Source organism: Picosynechococcus sp. PCC 73109 (genome assembly GCF_001521855.1).
GTDB lineage: Bacteria > Cyanobacteriota > Cyanobacteriia > Cyanobacteriales > MRBY01 > MRBY01.
In genome coordinates, this window is sequence record NZ_CP013998.1 from 1,433,031 (window position 1) to 1,456,253 (window position 23,223).

Sequence of the window (23,223 nt, forward strand, 5' to 3'; positions counted from 1 at the left end):
ACACCCCCCTGGGGATCTTCTTGCAACCCTTGGAAAAAGGAGCTTAATGGGTTATTAGTATAGAATTGAAAAACTTTGTTTATCATCATTTTTTAACTGAGAGGAATCAAACCATGGATTGGCGAGTTGTTGTTGTTTTAGCTCCCGTAATCATCGCTGGCTCTTGGGCAATCTTTAACATTGCTGCGGCTGCCCTGAACCAACTCCGCAATATGCAAACGAAGAAATAAGTCTTTATCTCTACTGCTTTTCGCGTAAATTACCCTTTGTTTTTGACAGGAGCAGCCCCTAGGGGTTGCTTTTTCATCCCCAGCAAATCTATGACTGTGCAAATCCGTCGTCTCCACCCCAGCCGTCCCGTTAACGTCAGCATCTTGCAGTACCAAGTGGCGGTGCCCGATGCCAAACCCCAGCACATCCTGGAAGAAATTGTTTGGCATAAAGAAAAAGAAGTGGAGCAACTACGCGATAAGGTTTCTCTGCTAGAGCTACGCCAGCGGGTCACAACGGTGCCGCCCGCAAAAGATTTTCTGGGGGCCTTAGTCCATGGGAAGACCCAGCCAGCCCTCATCGCTGAAGTAAAAAAAGCCTCGCCTAGTAAGGGGGTAATTCGGGAAGATTTTGATCCTGTGGCGATCGCCAAAAGTTATGCCGCCGGGGGAGCCAGTTGCCTCTCAGTCCTCACCGATAACAAGTTTTTCCAGGGGAGCTTCGAAAACCTGAGCCTCGTGCGCGATGCCGTCGATCTGCCCCTGCTCTGCAAAGAATTTATTATTTATCCCTATCAAATCTTTAAGGCCCGCAGCCATGGTGCCGATGCGGTTCTTTTGATCGCCGCGATCCTCAGTGACCAAGACCTCGCCTATTTCGTCAAAATTATCCGCAGCTTAGGGATGACCGCCCTGGTGGAAGTCCATACCCTCGCGGAACTTGATCGCGTCCTCGCCATCGAGGGGGTCAGCCTCGTGGGGATTAATAATCGTAATTTAGAAGATTTTTCCGTCGATTTGGAAACAACCACCATATTGCTGGAAAGTCGTCGCGCTGAACTCCAGGCTAAGGGTGTCCGCGTTGTCAGTGAATCAGGCTTACATACGCCCCTGGATCTCCAGTTTGTCAAAGAAGCCGGAGCAAAGGCAGTGTTAATCGGCGAATCTCTCGTGAAACAGCCGGATCCTAGGAAGGCGATCGCCGACTTATTTCAGTTTTAGATTGGGCTAAACCTGGAGGGGCACTCCCGCCGTTGCCAGGTGTTTTTCGATGGTGACCTTGGGGATAGCCGTGTTTAAGTGCTGCCAGGGTAAGACCTGAGTTGTCGCCCAATCCTGATGCACATAGAAATCTAGGGGGGGAATTTTGCCTTTCAGTTCCTTAAAGGCCCGCCTGTAGCTGCCGAGGGTATCACCGTAATCCCTGGTTAATTCTAAAAGGCTAGAGAGGCGGCGATCGCCCCTGGAAAGCAACCCCTGAATCACAGACCAGTTATAGCTTTCGGGCCGGAACTCCATGCCCTGGGAGCAGAGATGCTTTTGGAGGAATTGCAGCCGTTTTTTTGCCGCTGGGTTTACCCCAAACCACTGAAAAGGCGTATGGGCTTTGGGGACAAAAGTGCTGCAACCGAGGGTTAAACGCAAGCCTGGGGCCGCTTTTTTCACAGCCTGCATCATCGCAATGGTTGCTTCCACATCGGCCATCTCTTCCCCTGGAATGCCCACCATGCCATAGAATTTAATCCCCTTGAGGCCGCCGGCTTTTGCGTTCACTGCTGCGGTAATAATTTCGTCGTTGGTGAGCTTTTTATTGACAATCTCCCGGAGCCGTTCCGAACCACTTTCTACGGCGATTGTGATCGAACGGGTATCCCGTGCCGCAAGAGTCCGGGCTAGTTTTTCCGTGACGGTATTCGTCCGTACCGAGGCAATACTCAAACGCACATCGGCGTATTGGGGTTGGGAAAGGTAGTCTAATAGTTGTTCAAATTCCGGGTGTTGGGTCACGGAAGCACCGAGCAAACCAAGGCGATCCGTAACTTTAAGACCCCGCTCAATGGCCGGGATCAAGGACTGCTCTAAATTGGCCGTCCGGAAGGGCAAGGTGACATAGCTAGCGAGGCAAAAGCGGCACATCTCTGGGCAACTACGCACCACTTCTACCATGTAGATATTTTCCCAAGCGGCTTTTTCCGTCACCACCGTCGAGGCCGAAAGAGTGTTACCCCGGTAAGTTTGTTTTTCAACATTTTCGGGAATATCAGGATATTTGGGACGAATGGTTTCGATTTCCCCCGTCTGCTCCCGGTAAGTTACTTCGTACAGACTAGGCACATAGATCCCCGGCGTTTGGGCGAGGTGACGTAATTTGGTTTGGCGATCGCCTTGGCGCATTCCTTGGTATTGATCGATAAATTCATCCAGAAGATTTTCCCCGTCTCCCAGGAGGATCACGTCAAAAAAGTCCGCAAAGGGTTCTGGGTTAGCACTCAACACCGACCCCCCCCCAAACACAAGGGGATGCTGTTCGCCACGCTCGGCTGCCCGTAGTGGAATTTTTAGTTTTTCTAACAAGCTAAAGAGATTTGTATAATCCAGTTCCCAAGAAAAAGAAAAGCCGACAATTTCTGGCTGGGACGGCAGTTTTTCCTCTAAATCCGTAAACAGGCGACACACATCCACATCGGGCCGTTGGCTAAATTTTGCCCATACCAATTGGTAGCCCAAGCTCGTAATCCCCACGGTGTAGGTATTCGGAAAGGCAAAAATCAAGGGGATCGCGTTGGCCGTCGGTGTTACAGGATCAAAGAGGAGGCGTTCTTGCTCAAACAAAGTCGTCAGGGTCAGAAAAAGTTTTGTACCCTTGCCATTGTAAGGGAGTCCCCTCAGCGATTGGCGATCGCCGCAAAGAGGACAGAAAATGGCGGATCTTCTCCTAACGTTTCCTAGCGTAGATACCCTAAATTGACTAAAAATTTCTGTAAAAAAATTATTTGTTTCCTAAGCTTATCTAGTGTTAGTATATGCAAGCTTCCTGTTTTTCACCATAAATATGGTGCTATCTCTGAACAGGACTTTTTTGTCACTTCACCCCATTAATCCCGTCTGCCCTATGGATCTCCGTCAAGATACTGCCCTCTCCAGAAGCACCCCCAGCGCTACGGCTACCTACTCTGCTTCCAGGGCGGTAACACCGACGAAACCCCAGACCTATGTGATCAAACGGAGTGGCAAACGGGCTCCCCTCGATGTCACCAGAATTCGCAACGTGGTGCAGTGGGCCTGTCAAGATTTAGAGGCCAACACCATCGAACTGGAAGCCGGGCTAAAAACGCGCCTCAAAGATGGGGTTACCACCCGCGAAATTCAAGAAAATTTAATTCAATGTGCCCTGGAGATGTGCAGTCCCGAAGAACCGGACTGGCGTTATGTGGCTGGGCGTCTCCACATCTGGAGCCTCTGGAAAGATACCCTCGTGGCGCGTGGTTATCAGTATGGTCAATATCCCCAGCTCGTGGCGGATAAAGTAGCCGCAAAAGCCTACGACGAGCGGCTATTGCAATACAGTGCGGCGGAGCTAGAAATTGCAAATGGCTGGATCAATCCCGATTGGGATATGGACTATGACTATGCCGGAGCGGTGCTGCTCACCAAGCGTTATCTGCTGGATGATGAACTGCCCCAGGAAGCATTTTTGACTTGTGCGCTCCTCCTTGCTCTCCCGGAAAAACCAGAAAATCGGCTAAAGTGGGCGAAAAAATTCTACGAGGCGATCGCCCAACGGCAGATTTCCTTAGCAACGCCGATCCTCGCCAACCTGCGGATTCCCAATGGCTCCCTCTCTTCCTGCTTCATCATTGGCATGGAAGACAACCTCGAAAGTATTTTCCGCGAAATCACCAATGCCGCCCGGATCTCGAAAAATGGCGGCGGGGTCGGCTGTAATGTTAGTCGGATTCGCGCCACGGGTAGCCGCGTAATGGGCAAGGCCAATGCCTCCGGGGGCGTTATTCCTTGGATTAAACTCCTCAACGATACGGCGATCGCCGTTAATCAGGGGGGCCGCAGAGCCGGGGCGATTACTGTTTCCCTCGATGTGTGGCATTTAGATGTGCCAGAATTTCTCGAAATGCAGACCGAAAACGGCGATCAACGGCGCAAGGCCTACGATGTATTTCCGCAGTTGGTGGTCACCGATGAGTTCATGCGGCGGGTACAACACAAAGAAGCGTGGACTTTGGTGGATCCCTACGAAGTTAAAGAAAATCTCGGCATTGATCTCGCGGCCCTCTGGGGCGAAAAATTCGACGCGGCCTACCGTCAAATCGAAGCAAGCCTCGACCAAGACATTAAGCTTTACAAAAAAGTCGATGCCCGGCACCTGTTTAAGGAAATTATGCGATCGCAGATCGAAACTGGGATGCCCTACATCGCCTTTAAAGACACCATCAACCGCGCTAACCCGAACCAACACGAGGGCTACATTCCTGGGGTCAATTTGTGCGTCGAATCTTTTTCCAATGTGGTGCCGGGTCAGCTCGCCCACACCTGCAATCTCGACTCTTTAAACTTGGCGAATATTGAAGCTGATGAATTAGCCGATGCCTGCGAAGTGGCGGTGCGCATCCTTGATAACACCATCGAAATTACCAACACTCCCTTTGAAGACAGCAGCATCCACAACCAGCGTTACCGCACCATTGGTGTGGGGGCGATGGGTTTGGCAGATTGGCTCGCGAAAAATAAGCTTTCCTATAAGAATATTGAGGCCATCGATCACCTCTTTGAAGACATTGGCTACTACTGCACTCGCACCTCTGTAAACCTCGCCCAAGAACGGGGTGCTTACCCTGGGTTTCCGGGTAGTGAATGGAGTAAGGGACATTTAATCGGCGCGAAACCGATTACTTGGTATCGAGAAAATGCCCACGCAGTAGACCGCTGGGAACGCCTCAGTGAAGATGTACAAAAGTACGGGATCCGCAATAGCCACATCACGGCGATCGCCCCCAATACTTCTTCTTCCCTCGTCCAGGGTTGCAGCGCCAGTATTTTGCCGACCTACAGCAAATTTTTCTATGACAAATGGGCAAAAGGCACCGTTCCCATTGCGCCACCGTTTATCGGTAAATCTTTCTGGTTCTACCAAGAAAACAAAAGCATGGATCAGCGTCTTGTGGTCAAAGCCGTTGCGACGATGCAAAAGTGGATCGATACGGGCATCTCAATGGAATTGATTTTCAATCTCAACCAAGGCATTTATTTCCCGAACGAACCAGAACGGGCCTTAAAAGCAAAGGATATTTTTGAAATCTTGATGCTGGCTTGGGCTGAAGGTTGCAAGGCAATTTACTATATCCGCACCGTACAAAAAGATGATTTTAAAGAGGGATCAGAAGGGTGTGTTGCCTGCGCGAATTAAAAAACCTGTATCGACAACGATGGGCTGTTCGGGCACTTTTGCTGACCATTGCGGTTCATTAAGCGCCTGGTGGGAAAGGGATCAGGGGTTTCGGGGAATTTGTTAGGATTAGAGATTACATATTTCTTGTTCCGCAGTTGTTCAAAACCCTATGGCAGACACCAAAAAACCGATCAAAATCATTAGTGATAATCGTAAAGCCCGTTTCCAGTATGAAATCCTCGAAACCTTAGAGGCCGGGATTCAGCTCCAGGGAACGGAGGTTAAATCGGTGCGGGCGGGCAAGGTGAACCTAGGGGACGGTTATGTGTTAATTCGCAACAACGAGGCCTGGCTGCTCAATGTGCATATTTCGCCATATACTGCCAGTGGCCAGTACTTTAACCATGAACCCAAGCGCGATCGCAAATTGCTGTTGCATCGTAAAGAAATTCGCCGCTTGATCGGTCAACTAGAACAAAAGGGATTGACGCTGATTCCTTTAAAAATGTATCTCAAGGGCAGCTTAGTAAAAGTCAGTCTGGGGCTTGGCCGTGGGAAAAAACTCCACGATAAACGCGAAACGATTAAACGTCGCCAGGATAGCCGGGAAATGGCGCGGGCCTTGAAACGTTATTAAGCTAAATTGAACCATGGAAAGTTTTCCCAAAGAAAACTCTATGTCGCATCAAATGGGACAGTGAATTGTCGGGCGATCGCCCTGGGAAATACCAATATTTTTCGGTCATCCTTTTGCATAATTAGTGGGGTTAAACCCAGTGATAAGAAATCCCAAACAATAAAGGCGATCGCCAAAACTCAACAAAAGCATTCGTCAAAAGGGTGAATGTATCTTAAGATTGTCAGATAAGAGAATTAATTTTCTTGACAAAATCACGAATAAAATAAGCAAGTAAGATAGGAGGACATCTATGGCTCTCGTCCCAATGCGTTTGCTCTTAGATCACGCTGCAGAAAATAGTTATGGCATTCCTGCGTTTAACGTCAACAACATGGAACAGATTCTGTCCATCATGCAGGCTGCTGATGAGACCGATAGCCCCGTAATTCTCCAAGCGTCCCGTGGTGCCCGTAGTTATGCCGGGGAAAACTTCCTCCGTCACCTCGTGCTTGCCGCCGTGGAAACCTACCCCCATATCCCCGTTGCGATGCACCAGGATCACGGCAACAGCCCTGCCACCTGTTATTCTGCGATCCGTAACGGTTTCACCTCTGTGATGATGGACGGTTCCCTCGAAGCCGATGCCAAAACCCCCGCGAGCTTTGACTACAACGTCAGTGTGACTGCTGAAGTTGTGAAAGTGGCCCACTCCGTTGGTGCTTCCGTCGAAGGGGAACTCGGTTGCCTTGGCTCCCTCGAAACAGGGATGGGTGAAGCAGAAGACGGCCACGGTTTTGAAGGCGCTCTCAGCAAAGAACAACTTCTAACCGATCCCGACGAAGCTGTCGAATTCGTTGAGCGTACCCAAGTAGATGCCCTTGCTGTAGCGATCGGGACCAGCCACGGTGCTTACAAATTTACCCGGAAGCCCACTGGTGAAATCCTCGCCATTAGCCGGATCGCTGAAATCCACGCGAAACTCCCCAACACCCACTTGGTAATGCACGGTTCTTCCTCTGTACCCCAAGAGTGGCTCGACATGATTAACGAGTACGGTGGTGCCATTCCTGAAACCTATGGTGTACCCGTAGAAGAAATTCAAAAGGGTATTAAGAGCGGTGTGCGTAAAGTCAACATCGACACCGACAACCGTCTGGCGATCACTGCGGCAATTCGTGAAGCAGCGATGAAGGATCCGAAGAACTTCGATCCCCGTCACTTCCTCAAGCCCTCGATCAAATACATGAAGCAGGTTTGTAGCGATCGCTATCAGCAATTCTGGTGTGCTGGTAACGCTAGCAAGATCAAGCAAATCCCCTTAGATGAGTTTGCGAAGAAATATGCCAGCGGTGAACTCGCAGCAAAAACTGCAGTTAACGCCTAAGTTGAAACTCCCGCCAGTCTTAGGGTTTATTCCCTAAGCTAGCTTGAATTTGAGTCCTGTTCCAGTGGAGATAGGGCTCACTTTTTTTTGCTTAACTCCACAGTTACTCAATAACCCTCCCCTAGCCCATCTAGTGGAAAAGCATTAAAAAATTGACTTTGATGAAGGGAGGTGCTGAAGGCGGAGGGTATTATCTTCGGTGAAAGAGTAACCTTGGGGGAAGAAATAATTTAGTTAAGGGTGCGCACATCGGTGACTTGACCCGTCACAGCGGCAGCAACAACCATCGCCGGACTCATGAGTAGGGTGCGCCCCGTCGCAGAACCCTGCCGTCCTTTAAAGTTGCGGTTCGAAGAAGAGGCGCTGATCTGGTTGCCTTCGAGCTTATCGGGATTCATGGCAAGACACATGGAGCAGCCGGGTTCCCGCCATTCAAAGCCTGCTTCGGTAAAAATTTGGTCAAGTCCCTCTGCCTCAGCCTGTTGTTTCACTTGCTCAGAACCAGGTACCACAAAGGCTTTTACTCCCGGAGCAACGTGATGGCCTTTGGCATATTTAGCGGCTTCCTGGAGATCGCTCAAGCGACCATTGGTGCAACTACCAATAAAACAGACATCAATTTTAGTGCCTTGGATCGCTTGGCCTGGTTGAAGCTGCATATATTTGTAAGCTTCAGCGGCGATCGCCTGTTCATCTTCGGCCATCATTTCTGGGGTCGGCACCGATTCATCAACGCCAATGCCCTGACCCGGCGTAATCCCCCAGGTGACGGTGGGGGCAATGTCTGCTGCGTCAAAGGTGACCACATCGTCATATTCGGCGTCGGCTTCACTGCGGAGACTATCCCACCAGGCGATCGCCTTTTCCCAGGCTTCTCCCTTGGGCGCAAAGGGACGGTCTTTCAAATAGTCATAGGTTACTGAATCGGGATTGACATAGCCGCAGCGGGCGCCCCCTTCGATGGACATATTACAAACCGTCATCCGCTCTTCCATGGACATTTTTTCAAAGGTCGTCCCGGCATATTCATAGGCGTAGCCGACGCCCCCTTTAACGCCCAGTTTGCGGATAATGTGTAGGATTACATCTTTGGCATAAACTCCGGGCTGAAGATCACCATTCACTTCGATTTTACGAACTTTCAATTTTGCCAGAGCTAGGGTCTGGGAGGCGAGCACATCTCGCACTTGGGAGGTTCCAATGCCAAAGGCGATCGCCCCAAAAGCGCCGTGGGTAGAAGTGTGAGAATCACCACAGGCAACGGTCATCCCCGGCTGTGTTAATCCCTGTTCTGGGGCAATCACATGGACAATCCCCTGGCCCCCGGAGCCGACATTATAAAAACGAATTTTGTTAGTAGCCGTATTTTTTTCCAGTTCCTGCATCATCGCTTCGGCGAGGGGATCCGCAAAGGGTCGCGCTTGATTTTCCGTCGGGACAATGTGATCCACCGTAGCAACCGTGCGTTCTGGATACATGACCTGGAGATTGCGGTCTCTGAGCATGGCAAAGGCCTGGGGACTGGTCACTTCATGGATCAGGTGCAGTCCGATAAATAGTTGCGTTTGGCCAGAGGGTAAAACTTTAACGGTGTGTAAGTCCCAAACCTTATCGAAAAGAGTGCCTTTGCTCATAGAACTGAATTGCTCAAGTACGCCAATAATATTCTGTGCAGAGCTTCAATCATACAACTTTTTTTTCCTCGCTTTGGGCAGGGGTTTGGGAGAGGGGCAAGGTGATTGTAAAGGTACTACCTTCCTGGAGACGGGAGGTGAGACTAATCTGACCTTGGTGGGCTTCGAGGATCAGTTTTGAAAGGTGTAGCCCCAGGCCGCTGCCCCCGTTGTAATGCTTGCCTTGGCGGAATCGCTCAAAGATTTCTAATTGATCTTCCGGGCTAATGCCGCTCCCCGTGTCGATTACTTGAATTTGCACTTGCTCTTGATCGACTGGGGTCAATTTAACGGTGACATGGCCTTGATCTGTAAATTTAATGGCGTTGCTCACCAGGTTCACTAAAACACGATGCACGGCCAGGCGATCGCCTTCGAGCCACACGGGGACTTCGGGGAGTTCCCCCTGGAGTTGCAGTTGTTTTTCCTGGGCGAGGGGACGTAATTCCTCAAGCACATTGGTAATCACGGTCTTGAGATCCACCCGACTAAAATAGAACGTTTTCCGCTCGGATTCGTAGCGATAAACCTCCAAAATATTGTTCACCATCTCCAATAGATTGGCATTACTGCGGGACATGGTGCGTAAAACCTCTTGCATTGCTTCTGACAGTTCCCCCAAAGCCCCCTGCAAAAGGAGATTGAGCATCCGATCCGCCGCAATCAAGGGAGTACGCATATCGTGGGTCAACCGGGAGGCGAAGTCTTCCCGTTGCCGGACAATCATATTTTTCTCATCGACGGTATGTTTAAACCGCAGCAGCGATCGCACCCGGGCAATCAATTCATCAATCTCCACGGGTTTGCGGATAAAATCATCAGCACCAATATCCAAACCTAGGGCAACACTCGGTTGGGCATGGGCAGTGATCAACAGGATGGGAATGTAAGGGATGTCGGGGTCGTTACGAATGTGCCGTGTGATCTCAAAGCCATCCATGTGGGGCATCATCACATCGAGCAAGATCAGGTGAAAAGGCTGCTGTGCCACAAGCTCCAGGGCTTTTTGGCCGTTATTAACCGTCACCAGGTCTAAATCTTCATCTTCTAAAATGCTCTGGATCAACAATAAATTATCCGGCGAATCATCCACGACCAGAACGCGATCACGGTTGCTCAGCGAAAACATGGCACATCACCCCAGGTTAATTTCGACTCAACTGCTGGTTGAACAGCGGAATCCCCTATTTTAAACGTTGAACCCGATGGCGGTTACGGCGTTGCTTCTTTAGCTTCATTATACCCAGGTCATTGCAGGGAAATGGGGCAATTAATAAGTTTAAATACTCAATTTCTTTGATAGGGCGATCGCCCCTTTTGGCTCAAGCCCACCAATTATTTAGAAATGATTTTATCTAGTTGATATTGGCGCTCCTCAGTGGTTTAAATTATTTCAGTCTGCATTATCCCTTCAAAAAAGAGTCCCCTAGAAAAGCCGTAATCTTAGGCCGATCAATCCTTGATTCTTCCGAGAAAACAAAGGAAATTTGGTAGGATAGAAAGGCTGCTTCTATCTCAGGTTAAGGGTCTACCTTTAGAAAACGGCGATGGGATCAAATTTCTCCCCTAGGCAACTGCTAACAGCCAGTACGGAGAAGTCCTCTTTTTGTTGCTTCATTTTTAGCTCTTCTCGCACGTGCCCCCCATAAATAACATCAGAGCAGATTGTGTAACAAAAACAGAAGGAACGTTGGATTAGGAATAGAGACTTTATGGTTAATGAATCGTCAGATCAAGGGGGGCAACCACCGAGGGGAATCGGCAGTTTTGCGTGGTTAATTGAGGCCTATGGTCAGGTGATCGCCCTGTTAGAAAATCAAGCGGCCCAGATCGAAACTTTAGAACGTGAAAAAGATCATCTCGCCAACCAATATCGAGAGGCGCTCCAGCAATACCATCAGCTCAAGGAGCAATACGATCACCAATACAGTCAACAGTACCAAGAATATTTTTCGTTGCCCCTTCCCTGCTACCGTTGGCAAGCCATTGAGGGAGAGCTTTATTTATCGGACTTTAATCCGGCGGCGGCACGGTTTAATAGCCAAGCACTCCAGCAGCCTTCCTTGAATCTTGGGCAACGACCCCAGAAAATTTTTGCGGCGTTACCTACCCTCTACCACCACTTAGAAAATTGCCTCAAACGGGAGGTCTCGAACGGTCAGCGATTGCAATTTATTCGCTTAAATTTGTACCTCCGGGTGGAGTATGTGTTTATTGCTCCGGATCAAATCCTGATGTGTATTCTCGACGAGAGCGAACAACTCCTCACGGAACAACAACTCCGCCAACAGGTGCGCCAACAGTCGGCGATCGCCAAATTAGGGAGCATCAGCCTCAACACATCAGATCTAGCGAAATTATTTCGTCAAGCGGTAATTTTTGTGGCCCGCACCCTGGACGTTCCCTATAGTTGCCTCTATCTAAAACAAAAAAAGACCTCTATTTGTACCCTAGAAGCAGGTTATGGTTGGCCTATCGATCTCATCGGTGCGGTCACAGTAAGTACGACTCCAGATAGCCACGTTGGCTATACCCTGACCCAACAACAGGCGATCAGCATCGAGGATTTGCGCGTTGAAAGTCGCTTTCGGGGCGAAACGCTACTGCACAATTATCAAGTAGTCAGTGGAATTAGTATGCCCATTGGCCCAGTGGATAACCCCTGGGGAGTACTGGCGGTTTATAGTACCGAAGAACGTCATTTCAGTGGGGATGAGACTTATTTTCTCCAGGCGATCGCCCATGTTCTGTCTAGTAGTATCGAACGCGATCGCCAGGCAGCGGACATGAACCTTTTACACCGCTCGATCAATGTGATCCGCCAGGGAGTGGTAATCACCGATGCCCGGGAAGAGAATAATCCAATTATTTATGTCAACCAAGGTTTTGAAAAAATTACTGGCTACACCGCAGATGAAATCCTTGGTCGTAACTGCAATTTTCTTCAGGGCCGCGATCGCCGACAGCCTCCCCTCACAGAATTGCGGGCTGCGATCCTCAAGGGCCAAGAATGTAACGTCACCCTCCGCAACTACCGCAAAAATGGTGAACCCTTTTGGAATGCCCTCCACATTTTTCCGGTACGAGATCCCGCTGGTTATCTGACCCACTTTATTGGGATCCAAACGGATATTAGCCACGAAAAGGCCGCCGCCGCTAACCTCCAAAAAACCGAAGCGCAATTTCACCAAACCTTCCAACTCGCCCCCATTGGCATGGCGATCACTACCTTAGGGGGCCACTATGAACGGGTCAACCAAGCCTGGTGTCGGATCACTGGCTACGATCAAGAGACCCTCTTAGAAAAAACCTATCTAGAGTTAACCCATCCCGATGATCAAGCCGAAGATGAACGCCTCAATGAGCTCTTGCAGCAAGGCGATCGCCAGGAATTTCAGCGGGAAAAACGCTACATCGCTCAAGATGGCCAAAAAATTCACATCCTAGAACAAGTCGCCCTCGTGCGCGATGCCGAAGGCAAACCCCTCCATGTAATTCGGCAAATGGTAGACATTGGCGATCGCAAACAAATAGAACAGCGCCTCGTCCAAGAGGCCTTCTACGATCACCTCACCGGCCTCCCCAATCGCTCCCTCCTAGAAGAGCGCCTCGAGCAAGTCATTAAACAACAACAACGCTATCCCCAACACCACAATGCTCTTTTATTCCTTGACTTAGATTATTTCAAAGCGATTAATGACCGCCTTGGCCACCTCGTTGGTGACCAGCTCCTACAAGACTTTGCCAAACGCATTTGTCATTGTCTCCGGGATGTGGATACCCTGGCCCGTTTGGGGGGAGACGAATTTGTCGTGCTCCTCACAGAAATAACCGAGCCCCAGACCGCCTTTGAAGTTAGTCAGCGGATCCATAAAGCCCTACAAACCCCCTTTGAACTCGCAGGCCAGTCCCTATTTGTAAAGGTGAGCATTGGTGTCTTACCTAAACTTGATCGATATCTCACCTCGACGGGCATTTTACGCGACGCAGACCTAGCGATGTACCATGCCAAAGCCAAGGGACGCGCCCGTTCAGAAGTCTTTGAATTACCTTGAATTTAGCCCACTTCAGCTAGCCTGAGAGATCATAACTAAAAAAATCTCCCCCCAACTGGGGGCAGGGGGGCTGTGTCAATAAGCTCTGAGGCGCAGTGTAAATCCCACGCATAAAATAAAGAGACTTTTCCCCAATTAATTAGAGAAAAAATCCCCTTGAAAAAAAGCTGGGAAAAAGCGCGCGGGTTAACTGTCGCAGCAACTACAGAGAAGCCTTCGCTGGATTAGCCGACACATCTTCCTGAAGAGCAGCATATAAACGATTCAAGGCGCTGATATACGCCCGGGCCGACGCCACCACAATATCTGTATTTGCAGCATGGCCAGAATAAATTCGTCCCTCGTGCCGCAAACGAATCGTGACTTCACCAATGGCATCAATGCCCGCCGTCACCGACTGCACGGAATATTCAATTAATTCATTGGGCACCTGAACCACCCGGTTAATCGCCTTATAGATGGCATCTACAGGCCCGGTACCAATGGCTGCATCGGTTAATTCTTTTCCTCCGGGAGTACGAATTGTAATGGTGGCTGTGGGTTGGGCATGGTCACCACAGGAAACCTGCACCAGCTCCAGACGGAATAATTCCGGCGGTTGCTGGGTTTCATCCTTAACGATCGCCTCAAGATCCCAGTCGGTAATTTCTTTTTTCTTATCGGCTAGATCTTTAAAGCGCAGAAAAGCTTTGTTGAGATCATTGTCAGACAGATCGAACCCTAATTCTGCTAAGCGGGTACGGAAAGCATTACGACCAGAATGTTTACCCAAGATAATTTGATTATCGGTTAAGCCAATGGACTGAGCATCCATGATCTCGTAGGTGAGCTTATTTTTCAGGACGCCATCCTGGTGAATGCCTGACTCGTGGGCAAAGGCATTCAGACCCACAATCGCTTTATTGGCCTGGACAGAAAGCCCCGTCAAGTTAGATACCAAGCGAGATGTTTTGTAGATCTCTTTGGTATTGATGTTGGTCAAAGGTGCTTCTGAGTCAGCAGGCCGACCAAGGAAAGGATTGTAATACTGGCGACGCACATGGAGAGCCATCACCAATTCTTCGAGGGCGGCATTCCCGGCCCGTTCGCCGATGCCATTAATAGTGCATTCCAACTGCCGAGCGCCATTTTTTACGGCTTCGAGGAAATTGGCCACCGCTAGGCCCAAATCGTTGTGGCCATGGACAGAGATAATTGCGCGGTCAATATTGGGGACGTTTTCTTTGATGCCTTTGATCAGAGCGCCAAATTCGGCGGGGGTTGTGTAGCCGACGGTGTCAGGAATATTAACGGTGGTTGCCCCGGCATCAATGACGGCTTCGAGGATTTGATAAAGGAATTCAGGATCCGAGCGGCCTGCGTCTTCGGGGGAAAATTCCACATCGTTGGTAAAGGTTTTGGCGTAGGCAACCATTTCCGGGGCGATCGCCAACACATCCTTGCGGCTTTTGCGGAGTTTGTATTCGAGGTGAATATCGGAGGTGGCGATAAAGGTGTGGATTCGATTTTTAAAAGCTGGCTTCAGGGCATTGCCTGCCGCTTCAATGTCGCCCTTGGTGGCCCGGGCTAGACCACAGATCGTTGGCCCATTTTCTGTGCCGACTTCGGCGGCGATACGTTGTACAGCATCAAAATCACCCCGACTCGCCCTGGGGAAACCCGCTTCAATGACATCTACACCAAGTCGCGCCAGGGCACGGGCGATCGCCAGCTTTTCGTCTCCATTTAGGGTTGCCCCCGGAGATTGTTCACCATCCCGTAATGTTGTGTCGAAAATAATAATGCGATCGTCTTGGTTGTTCATCATTTCCCGCTCCCTTAGCGTGAAAATAGTCTAAATAAAAACTCTATGTTGATTGGAATAAAAGTACTGGCTATGCTCTACTTTAAAGAAGTCCATAGCTATCTCCCTAGGATAAACCAATTCCTTAAGAATTAGATATTCTGCCGTAAAAAAGGATGGGTGGCATTAATCCTAAGGCACGACCCATGGTCAGAGGTAATGGCTTACTGCTCCTGTCGGTAGCTAAAAAAAGTCGGAATATCGGGCGAGAGTTACGGTTGCCAGTCATCCAGAGCATTTGCGATTGAGGGCACCCACGTTATTGAAACACAACACTAAATCTTTGGCCTTAATTCAGTCAAAAATAGTGGCGTCATTACAAGGCATTTTTAAAGCATTTATGGCTACTGTGATTGCTTAAGGTTCTGTTTTTTCAATGTCGGCCCGCAGATTATTTAGATCAATGTAACAATCCGTGGCATTTCTCAGTTCCCGGGCGATCATTCCCTCCGTCGAAACAACGGTAATGTGGGTATTTTTTGAGCGCAAAAGTTCAATGGCCCGTTCAAAATCACCATCGCCACTAAACAAAATAACTTGATCATATTGATCGACTGTATTAAACATATCGACCACAATTTCAATGTCTAAATTTGCTTTCTGGGAGTAGCGACCGGAGACATCGTCATAGTATTCTTTGAGGATTTTTGTGCGTACTGTATAACCCAGACTGATCAAGGCATCGCGGAAACCCCGCTGATCTTGGGAATCCTTTAGGCCTGTGTACCAAAAGGCATTGATCAGGCGCACGGTGGGATCGCAAGTGAAATAATCTAAAACACGACGGGGGTCAAAAAACCAATTATTTTTCTGTTGTGCATAAAACATATTATTCCCATCTACAAAAATAGACAGGCGACGCTGATAAAAGTTCATAGCAAAATTGGCCCTAAAATAATAGGGTGATTTTTTAAAATATAGGGTTTTAGTTTGGGTTTAAATAAAGGGAAGGAAGTTGTTCCCTCGCAATAAAAATAAAAGAGAAATATAGTGTAGGTTAGCAGATGGACTGGGCCAGGCATTCCTACGGAATAAAGCATAAAAATAAGTCTATCGGCCTATTGTAAAGGCTAAGGGATCTTTTCGGCAATGCTAAAAAATAGAGGCGATCGCCTGTAGAGTAAACAAGATTGAGGCCCGCAAAAGACCATGAATTTTCTCCGGAAAAAGCAATTACAGCAACGTCTACGCCAGGATCCTTACTACCGCCTTCGTTCCCTCGAAGAAGTCGCCCTCGCTGCGGCCATGGGAATTAAGATCGATGTCAACCAAGCCACCGTCGATGATTGGCTCCGTCTACCAGGCATTTCTATTCATCAGGGGCGATCGCTCGTGCAGCTCACCAGCCAGGGGGTGCAATTCTATAGCCTCGACGATGTGGCAGCGGCCCTAGGGGTTCCCCGTCAACGTCTCCAGCCCTTGGCCGCGATCCTCAGTTTTGCTTACTATGCCCCAGAGCTAGCCCCAGTACAAATTAACCTAAACCGCGCTGACCTTGGGGCGCTAGTCGATTTTGGCGTCGAAGTTCCCCTGGCCCAACGGATCATTACAGAGCGGCAACGGGGCCAGTATCGTGATTTTGCAGATTTACAGAGTCGGTTGCAGCTTTCTGGGGCACAGATCATGCAGTGGTTGCACTTATTTCGCTTTTCGTGAATGCAGTCGTCCCATTGATCGCGAAACTTGTTAACGTGGGAAGGAATATTTCAACTAACTTTTCGCCGAATCCATGACCCACCAGCGCGATCCCGAAGCCCAGGCTGTTGCCCAGGAATTAAAGCAGCAAATCATGATTTTGGGTTTGTTTCTTGCGAGTTTTTGGGGCCTAGAAATTAGTGATCAGTTTGTTTTTCAAAATCTTTGGCGGGGTGGCCTAGATGTATTCGGCATTCTGCCCCGACAACTGCTGGGACTCAGGGGAATCTTCTTTGCACCCTTTCTCCATGGTGGTTTTCAGCACCTCGTCACCAACTCAATCCCCTTTGCGCTGTTGGGCTGGCTCGTGATGCTAGACCGCATCCGTGACTTTTTTACGGTTACTTTAATAACAATGCTTGTCGGTGGCCTGGGAGTATGGCTCATTGGTGCCCAAAATTCTGTGCATATTGGGGCCAGTATTTTAATTTTTGGGTATTTGGGATTTCTGTTGTTTCGGGGCTACTTTCGGCGAGATATCCCATCCATTGCCGTTTCGCTCTTGGTATTTTTTCTCTATGGTGGGGTGCTTTGGAGTGTTTTGCCGACGACCCCAGGGGTGTCTTGGGAGGGGCATTTATTCGGACTTATCGGCGGGGCGATCGCCGCAAAATATCTTAACCCCCGTTCCCTTCGCCGCTAATGGATTGCACCAGTTTATGCTTGCCCTAGTACCGTTATTCTGGGTCATTTTCTCCAAGCACCTGTTCCGTAACGGTTGCTGATTCTGTCATATCCAAGGGTGCGTTGGTGTTTTGCCACAGGGCAAAGGCAGAGACGGCCATCAAAACCACCGAGGCGATCGCCAAACTGCCCGCCGCCAAGTGGTGCTCCCAAGACCACGCTTGCCAAAATTTCCGGGGGAGGGGAGCCATTTGTACACCCGGTTGCTCTTCTGGGGCGATCGCCAATGTTCCGCCATCATTGAGATAAATCAGGCGTAATTGCATCAACCGCAGCAGAGCTTGATCAATATCCTCGCCACTGGCCTTTTCCGTAAGAAATTCTGCCGTCCAGACTTGAAAATACTGTAAATTCAGCTCCTCTGGCTTCGTTTGGTTTTGGTGAAAATGGAGCCAACGGTAGAGGAGGGTTTCGCAGGTAGTAAGGCGTTCTTTGATCATAGGTTTGGACTAATGCACAAATCGAAATTTATTCGGTAACATTCGCTACAAATATTCTAGAAAAAAAAGCTCCCTTTGGGGAACCTAATTCACGTTTATTGACGTTTTGTGCCGCGAAATGTAATGAATCCTAGACAATAACGCTCTTTAGCCGCCAATTTGCGACATGGTGCGGCCATATTGACCCGTGGTGGTTCCCATATCGCGCATTTTGAAATTAATCTCCGGTTTTTGGTCGAGGAGTGCTTTGACTGCCGCCCGAATTTCCCTAGGGGGAACCCCAGTCCGGAGTAATGTTTTGAGATCCATTTGTGCTGCTTCATTCAATAGACAAGGCCGAAGCCAACCATCCGCTGAGAGGCGCATCCGGTTACAGCGATCGCAAAAACATTCAGACATCTGGGAAATAAACCCAAGCGTCCCCTTTGCCCCGGGAATCTTAAAAATATCTGCGGGGCCATTGCCCTGAACGAATGCCGTTTCTAAGCCCCATTTTGCCCGGATCCGTTGGCGTAATTCTTCCGAAGGAATCCAGGCTCGTTCATTAAATAATTTGTCGTTGCCGATGGGCATAAACTCAATAAAGCGCACGTGCCAATGGCGATCGCCTGTCAACGCGGCTAAATCTAATACCTCTCGATCATTGACCCCAGGGATCACCACGACATTGAGCTTGAGGGGGTCAAAACCAACCCGATGGGCCGCTTGGATGCCCTCCCAAGTTTGCTGCCAGCGACTCTTGCCCCGATTACCAATAATTTGATCAAAGGTCTCAGGATTCAAAGAGTCTAGGCTGATATTGAGACGATTCAGACCCGCATTGTAGAGATCCTGAGCCAGATCCGCTAATAAATAAGCATTTGTGGTCATCGATAAATCTTCTACCCCCGGCAAATGGGCGATCGCCCGGACGAGGGGGACTAACTGGGGGCGTAGGAGAGGCTCTCCCCCCGTGAGGCGAAATTTACGGAATCCCAAGGGAATAAACACCTGTTCGAGGAGCGTGAGAATTTCCCCATTGCTCAACTGCTCTGAGGTCAGCAAATATTGGAGGCTCGCTTCATCTGGGACGCAGTAATGGCAACGAAAATTACATCGATCAATCAAGCTAATGCGGAGATAATCTACCGGATTCATGCTTACTGCTACCACGACAAATAAAGGACAAGCTTCCTTTGAGGATACAGAAGATGACGATCCTCTGTCTGGTTCAGATCAGACTTTAAAAAAATATCGATCTGTGTTATTTTGTTCGGAATATTTATTTGCTCTATAAAATACCGTTTTTAATCTCTCTTCAGCATTCACAATTTTCCCCAATCTCCACAGCAACCCGGCGATCGCTGGTGCTGGGAAATACGAGGCCTTGGATTTTTCCCTGGCTTGTTTTATCTGTTAACTTCCACTAGGGATTTTTTGCTGAACGTGACTACGACTCCACTCCAAAAACCGATTGACGCCACCAATACAGGCAATAGTCTTCAACGCCAAATCATCGTTATCTTAGATTTTGGCTCCCAATACTCTGAACTGATTGCCAGAAGAATTCGCGAAACGGAAGTTTACTCTGAGGTCATTTCCTATCGCACCAGCGCCGAACAATTGCGGCAACTTAATCCCAGCGGCATCATCCTCTCCGGTGGCCCCAGCTCTGTCTATGACGACTATGCCCCGGCCTGTGACCCTGAAATTTGGAATCTTGGGATTCCTGTCCTTGGGGTTTGCTACGGGATGCAGCTAATGGTGAAACAACTCGGTGGCACCGTCGAGCGCGCCAAGCACGCAGAGTATGGCAAAGCATCAATCTTTATTGATGATCCCACCGATCTGCTGACCAATGTGGAGGAAGGCTCCACCATGTGGATGAGCCACGGGGATTCCTGTGTACACCTGCCTGACGGGTTTGAAATTTTAGCCCACACGGACAATACCCCCTGTGCGGCGATCGCCCACCATGGCCGCCAACTTTACGGGGTGCAGTTCCACCCAGAAGTGGTTCATTCCCAGGACGGTATGGCCCTGATCCGCAACTTTGTTTATCACATTTGTAAATGTGAACCCACCTGGACCACAGAAGCCTTCGTTGAAGAAGCAATTCGTGAGATTCGGGCCCGGGTCGGCGATCAACGGGTACTCCTCGCCCTTTCTGGAGGCGTCGATTCTTCTACCTTGGCCTTTTTGCTCCACCAAGCGATCGGCGATCAACTGACCTGTATGTTCATCGACCAAGGCTTTATGCGGAAAGGGGAGCCGGAACGCCTTGTGGAAATCTTTGATGAGCAATTCCACATTCCCGTCGCCTATATCAACGCCCGTGATCGCTTTATCGACAAGCTCAAAGGGGTTACCGATCCCGAAGAAAAGCGCCGCCTTATTGGCCACGAATTTATCGCCGTCTTCGAGGAAGAATCAAAACGCCTTGGCCCCTTTGATTACCTCGCCCAGGGGACTCTATATCCCGATGTAATCGAATCGGCGGATACCAACGTTGACCCCAAAACGGGAGAACGGGTCGCGGTCAAAATTAAGAGTCACCACAACGTCGGCGGTTTACCAGAAGACCTGCGCTTTAAATTGGTTGAACCCCTCCGCAAACTCTTCAAAGATGAAGTGCGTAAGGTCGCAGCCAGCATTGGTTTGCCCGAAGAAATTATTCGCCGTCACCCCTTCCCTGGCCCTGGCCTCGCCATTCGGATCATCGGTGAAGTCACCGCAGAACGGTTAAATATTCTCCGGGATGCAGACTGGGTTGTGCGGGATGAAATCAAAAAGCAAGGGGTTTACAGTGATTTTTGGCAAGCCTTTGCGGTCTTACTACCGATTCGTAGTGTGGGTGTGATGGGCGATAAGCGCACCTATGCTCACCCCGTCGTACTGCGGATGATTACCAGTGAAGATGGGATGACAGCGGATTGGGCTCGTCCCCCCTATGAGCTTTTGGAAACCATTTCTAATCGCATGGTGAATGAGGTGAAAGGGGTTAACCGCGTGGTCTATGACATCACTTCTAAGCCTCCTGGCACCATCGAGTGGGAGTAACTACACCTCCTTAGCTCCTCTTCAGGAACACCCATCTAGCTCCCCTCAAGGGGAGATTGAGAGTCCCGCAGGTTAAAACTGTTGGGGCTTTTTTCTTTGGGAGCAACTGATCTTGCTTAGGCGGCTCGTGGTAAAAAAACGGAAAATGTTGTGCTTTGATCTTTGCTTTCGACGGTGATTTTGCCTTTATGATTTTTGGCGATCGCCGCCGCAATGGCGAGACCAAGACCTGAACCAGTACTACTTTCTCCGGGGTTTGTCCGGGCGGGATCGAGACGATAAAAACGGTCGAAAATATTGGTCAAATTTTCGGCAGGAATACCGATGCCATTATCTTTAACCGTCACTTGGAGGGTTTCTCCGGTTGTTCGCCCTGTTTTCTCCTTGAGGGCCATGGTGACGGTAATTTGCTTGGGTTTGTCGCCCCAGTCCCCTGGAAAAGCATAGGCGATCGCATTGCCGATCAAATTTGTAAAGAGGCGCGCCATCTGATCCCAGTCTCCCAAGATGAGATAAGCTTCTTCGGTGGCATCCCCTTGAATATCCAACTGCAACTCAATTTTTTCCTGACGGCAGATGGCCCGTTGTTCTTCAATGACCTCCAGCAATAGAGCGTCCAGGGGTAATTGTTCAAATTCCGCCTGAAGTACCCCACTATCACTGCGGGCGAGAAATAAGAGATCATTTACTAAACGGCCCAACCGTTGGGTGAGTCGCTCAATCACCTTGAGATTTTGTTGGCGTTGGTCGGGATCTGGGTAGGCGATCGCCATTTGTACATTGGTTTGGATCATCGCAATGGGATTACGCAACTCGTGGGATGCATCTGCCGTAAATTGCCGCAATTGTTGATAGGAATCCTTTACCGGTTCGATGGCAATACCAGACAGTAACCAACCAATCACCGCCCCACAGGTAATCATGATCGCGATCCCCAGGCTGAGATCAAGGACTAATTTGCGAATTGGTCGCGTCACCTCAAACCAAGGATGGCTCACCCGTAGATACCCCAAAACATAGCGATCCACTTCGAGGCGATCGGTGATTTGTCGCAGAAGATAATCATCACCCAGACGTACCGTTTCCCCCCGGGGGTGCCACTCTAGGGGCAAGACTAATGGTTCAGAAAAAGTAGACCAGAGCAATTCTCCGGCTGGGTTGAAAAATTCGAGGTCAATGCGGTCATCTTCGACGGTGGGGGACTGTTGCCGAAAGCTGGCTTCTAAATTGATGTGATAGCCCACAGGATCATCTGGCTCAATGATCAGCGATCGCTCTACCACTTCCACTACATGCTTTAGGGTGTCATCGATGCGTTCAATCAGGGTATAGCGCACGTAAAAATAAACCCCCGTCGCGAAAACCAAAAGCAACACTGCGGTGATCGCCGTGTACCAGAGGGCCAGACGATTACGGGTGGTTTGAAACATTACTGCTGCGCCGCTTGGATCAACTCTGCTCCCACAGGAGTCCCAACGAAACCAAGGAAAGCCTCCACCTGGGGGGAAGCAGGTTCTTGGTAGGCGTAATAAAGGGTGCGGGTGTAGGGATAGAGGTCTGATTCTGGGGTTACCCCATCAATGGGCACTGTTCTAACGGTTTGCTGATTGGCGATCTGGCTGTAAGTGGCATAACTGATCCCGTCTGCGCCCAGGGCCTGCAAAATCGGCGTGGTGGCATCCTGTTCCATATTCATAAAATTAGGGCCATTCCCGAAGTTTGAGCCGTTGAGTACCGTTTCTTGGAAAGTTTGGTAAGTGCCACTCACCGGAGGGCGATTAATAACCCGAATTGTTCCCGTCGCTTTATCGGTAATCGCTGACCAATCGGTGAGATTCCCTTGGAAAATGCCCTGTACCTGTTCCCCAGTCAGCCCTGTACTAAAGGGATTTTCCTTGGCGACTACAATGGCGACGGCATCGGTGGTAACGGCGATCGCCTTGAGGCCCTGTTGCATTTCCTCCGGCTGGAGGGGACGGGAGATCGCCGCGAGGTCAATATTTCCCGCCAGCAGCTCTTCAAGTCCCTCACTCGACCCATTAGCGGTAGTTTCGACACGGGTCTGGGGATATTGCAACTCGAACCGATTTTTTAGGGCGGTGTTAATCTGCACCATGCTGGTAGAGCCAGAAATTTTTACCACCGTTCCTGGGGCCACTGTTGCCGGTGGACTGAAAGGATTATCTGTGGCTTGGGAACCTGGGGCGATCGCCCCATCATTAGTTCCCGTTTCTGCACCATTTGGGGCCAAACCCTGGAAGCCGGAACGATTTAAAAACCACCAACCACCGCCCCCCAGAATGCCTAGGGTAACGATGAGGGCCATCATTAAAGGCAACGTATCATTTTTTTGGGCCATGGTTGCTCTTGTTGCGTGCATGGAATTTGCCTTCAGGA

Annotated in this window: 18 protein-coding genes; 9 read left to right on the forward strand and 9 right to left on the reverse strand. The window is 49.6% G+C overall.

What is annotated here, in order from left to right:
• The first annotated feature begins 113 nt into the window (after positions 1 to 113).
• Positions 114 to 230: a photosystem II protein Y gene (locus AWQ23_RS06915; protein ID WP_012306966.1), complete on the forward strand. Its 117-nt coding sequence runs from the start codon at positions 114 to 116 to the stop codon at positions 228 to 230.
• A gap of 96 nt (positions 231 to 326) precedes the next feature.
• The gene (gene trpC / locus AWQ23_RS06920) at positions 327 to 1,211 is read left to right on the forward strand and encodes an indole-3-glycerol phosphate synthase TrpC (protein WP_062436567.1); all 885 of its coding nucleotides are present in this window, start codon (positions 327 to 329) and stop codon (positions 1,209 to 1,211) included.
• Between the two features lie 6 nt (positions 1,212 to 1,217).
• On the opposite strand, the gene AWQ23_RS06925 is transcribed toward trpC, so the two are convergent.
• Positions 1,218 to 2,822, reverse strand: a complete 1,605-nt coding sequence (locus AWQ23_RS06925; RefSeq protein WP_062433777.1) for a radical SAM protein — start codon at positions 2,820 to 2,822, stop codon at positions 1,218 to 1,220.
• A gap of 280 nt (positions 2,823 to 3,102) precedes the next feature.
• On the opposite strand from AWQ23_RS06925, the gene AWQ23_RS06930 reads away from it, so the two are divergent.
• The 3 genes from AWQ23_RS06930 (at position 3,103) to fba (ending at position 7,397) form a co-directional block, all read left to right on the forward strand.
• Entirely contained in the window at positions 3,103 to 5,412 is a 2,310-nt protein-coding gene (locus tag AWQ23_RS06930) for a ribonucleoside-diphosphate reductase subunit alpha (RefSeq protein WP_232308982.1), read from the forward strand.
• Positions 5,413 to 5,563: 151 nt separating this feature from the next.
• Entirely contained in the window at positions 5,564 to 6,031 is a 468-nt protein-coding gene (gene smpB, locus AWQ23_RS06935) for an SsrA-binding protein SmpB (protein ID WP_012306970.1), read from the forward strand.
• A gap of 292 nt (positions 6,032 to 6,323) precedes the next feature.
• Positions 6,324 to 7,397, forward strand: a complete 1,074-nt coding sequence (fba, locus tag AWQ23_RS06940; RefSeq protein WP_030006557.1) for a class II fructose-bisphosphate aldolase — start codon at positions 6,324 to 6,326, stop codon at positions 7,395 to 7,397.
• Positions 7,398 to 7,627: 230 nt separating this feature from the next.
• Here the strand turns inward: fba and leuC are convergent, their stop codons facing one another.
• Positions 7,628 to 9,031 carry a 3-isopropylmalate dehydratase large subunit gene (gene leuC / locus AWQ23_RS06945; RefSeq protein WP_062433780.1) on the reverse strand — a complete coding sequence of 468 codons (1,404 nt, stop codon included), beginning with the start codon at positions 9,029 to 9,031 and terminating at the stop codon, positions 7,628 to 7,630.
• Positions 9,032 to 9,080: 49 nt separating this feature from the next.
• Positions 9,081 to 10,199: a HAMP domain-containing sensor histidine kinase gene (locus AWQ23_RS06950; protein WP_062433784.1), complete on the reverse strand. Its 1,119-nt coding sequence runs from the start codon at positions 10,197 to 10,199 to the stop codon at positions 9,081 to 9,083.
• 583 nt (positions 10,200 to 10,782) lie between these two features.
• Here AWQ23_RS06950 and AWQ23_RS06955 point away from each other — a divergent pair.
• Complete coding sequence (locus AWQ23_RS06955) at positions 10,783 to 13,125, forward strand: sensor domain-containing diguanylate cyclase (protein ID WP_062433787.1); 2,343 nt, start codon at positions 10,783 to 10,785, stop codon at positions 13,123 to 13,125.
• 202 nt (positions 13,126 to 13,327) lie between these two features.
• On the opposite strand, the gene AWQ23_RS06960 is transcribed toward AWQ23_RS06955, so the two are convergent.
• Positions 13,328 to 14,929 carry a 2-isopropylmalate synthase gene (locus tag AWQ23_RS06960; RefSeq protein ID WP_062433790.1) on the reverse strand — a complete coding sequence of 534 codons (1,602 nt, stop codon included), beginning with the start codon at positions 14,927 to 14,929 and terminating at the stop codon, positions 13,328 to 13,330.
• Positions 14,930 to 15,325: 396 nt separating this feature from the next.
• Positions 15,326 to 15,844 (reverse strand): NYN domain-containing protein, encoded by a 519-nt coding sequence (locus AWQ23_RS06965; RefSeq protein WP_062433793.1) that lies wholly within the window; start codon positions 15,842 to 15,844, stop codon positions 15,326 to 15,328.
• Between the two features lie 273 nt (positions 15,845 to 16,117).
• Between AWQ23_RS06965 and AWQ23_RS06970 the strand changes: the two genes are divergently transcribed.
• Together AWQ23_RS06970 and AWQ23_RS06975 are read left to right on the forward strand one after the other, a co-directional pair.
• Positions 16,118 to 16,624 (forward strand): hypothetical protein, encoded by a 507-nt coding sequence (locus AWQ23_RS06970; protein WP_062433795.1) that lies wholly within the window; start codon positions 16,118 to 16,120, stop codon positions 16,622 to 16,624.
• 73 nt (positions 16,625 to 16,697) lie between these two features.
• Positions 16,698 to 17,306 (forward strand): rhomboid family intramembrane serine protease, encoded by a 609-nt coding sequence (locus tag AWQ23_RS06975; protein ID WP_012306978.1) that lies wholly within the window; start codon positions 16,698 to 16,700, stop codon positions 17,304 to 17,306.
• A 34-nt stretch (positions 17,307 to 17,340) separates the two neighbouring features.
• Here the strand turns inward: AWQ23_RS06975 and AWQ23_RS06980 are convergent, their stop codons facing one another.
• Positions 17,341 to 17,787 (reverse strand): hypothetical protein, encoded by a 447-nt coding sequence (locus tag AWQ23_RS06980; protein WP_062433798.1) that lies wholly within the window; start codon positions 17,785 to 17,787, stop codon positions 17,341 to 17,343.
• A gap of 147 nt (positions 17,788 to 17,934) precedes the next feature.
• Positions 17,935 to 18,924, reverse strand: coding sequence for a GTP 3',8-cyclase MoaA (gene moaA / locus AWQ23_RS06985; protein ID WP_062433801.1), 990 nt, complete (start codon positions 18,922 to 18,924; stop codon positions 17,935 to 17,937).
• 279 nt (positions 18,925 to 19,203) lie between these two features.
• Here moaA and guaA point away from each other — a divergent pair, with 279 nt between their 5' ends.
• Positions 19,204 to 20,826: a glutamine-hydrolyzing GMP synthase gene (gene guaA / locus AWQ23_RS06990; protein ID WP_062436572.1), complete on the forward strand. Its 1,623-nt coding sequence runs from the start codon at positions 19,204 to 19,206 to the stop codon at positions 20,824 to 20,826.
• 116 nt (positions 20,827 to 20,942) lie between these two features.
• Here the strand turns inward: guaA and AWQ23_RS06995 are convergent, their stop codons facing one another.
• Both AWQ23_RS06995 and AWQ23_RS07000 read right to left on the reverse strand, forming a co-directional pair.
• Positions 20,943 to 22,256: a cell wall metabolism sensor histidine kinase WalK gene (locus AWQ23_RS06995; RefSeq protein ID WP_062433804.1), complete on the reverse strand. Its 1,314-nt coding sequence runs from the start codon at positions 22,254 to 22,256 to the stop codon at positions 20,943 to 20,945.
• On the reverse strand, positions 22,256 to 23,185 hold the full coding sequence (locus AWQ23_RS07000; protein ID WP_062433807.1) for a substrate-binding domain-containing protein: 930 nt from the start codon (positions 23,183 to 23,185) through the stop codon (positions 22,256 to 22,258). The genes AWQ23_RS06995 and AWQ23_RS07000 overlap by 1 nt, the downstream gene beginning before the upstream one ends.
• Between the last annotated feature and the right edge of the window lie 38 nt (positions 23,186 to 23,223).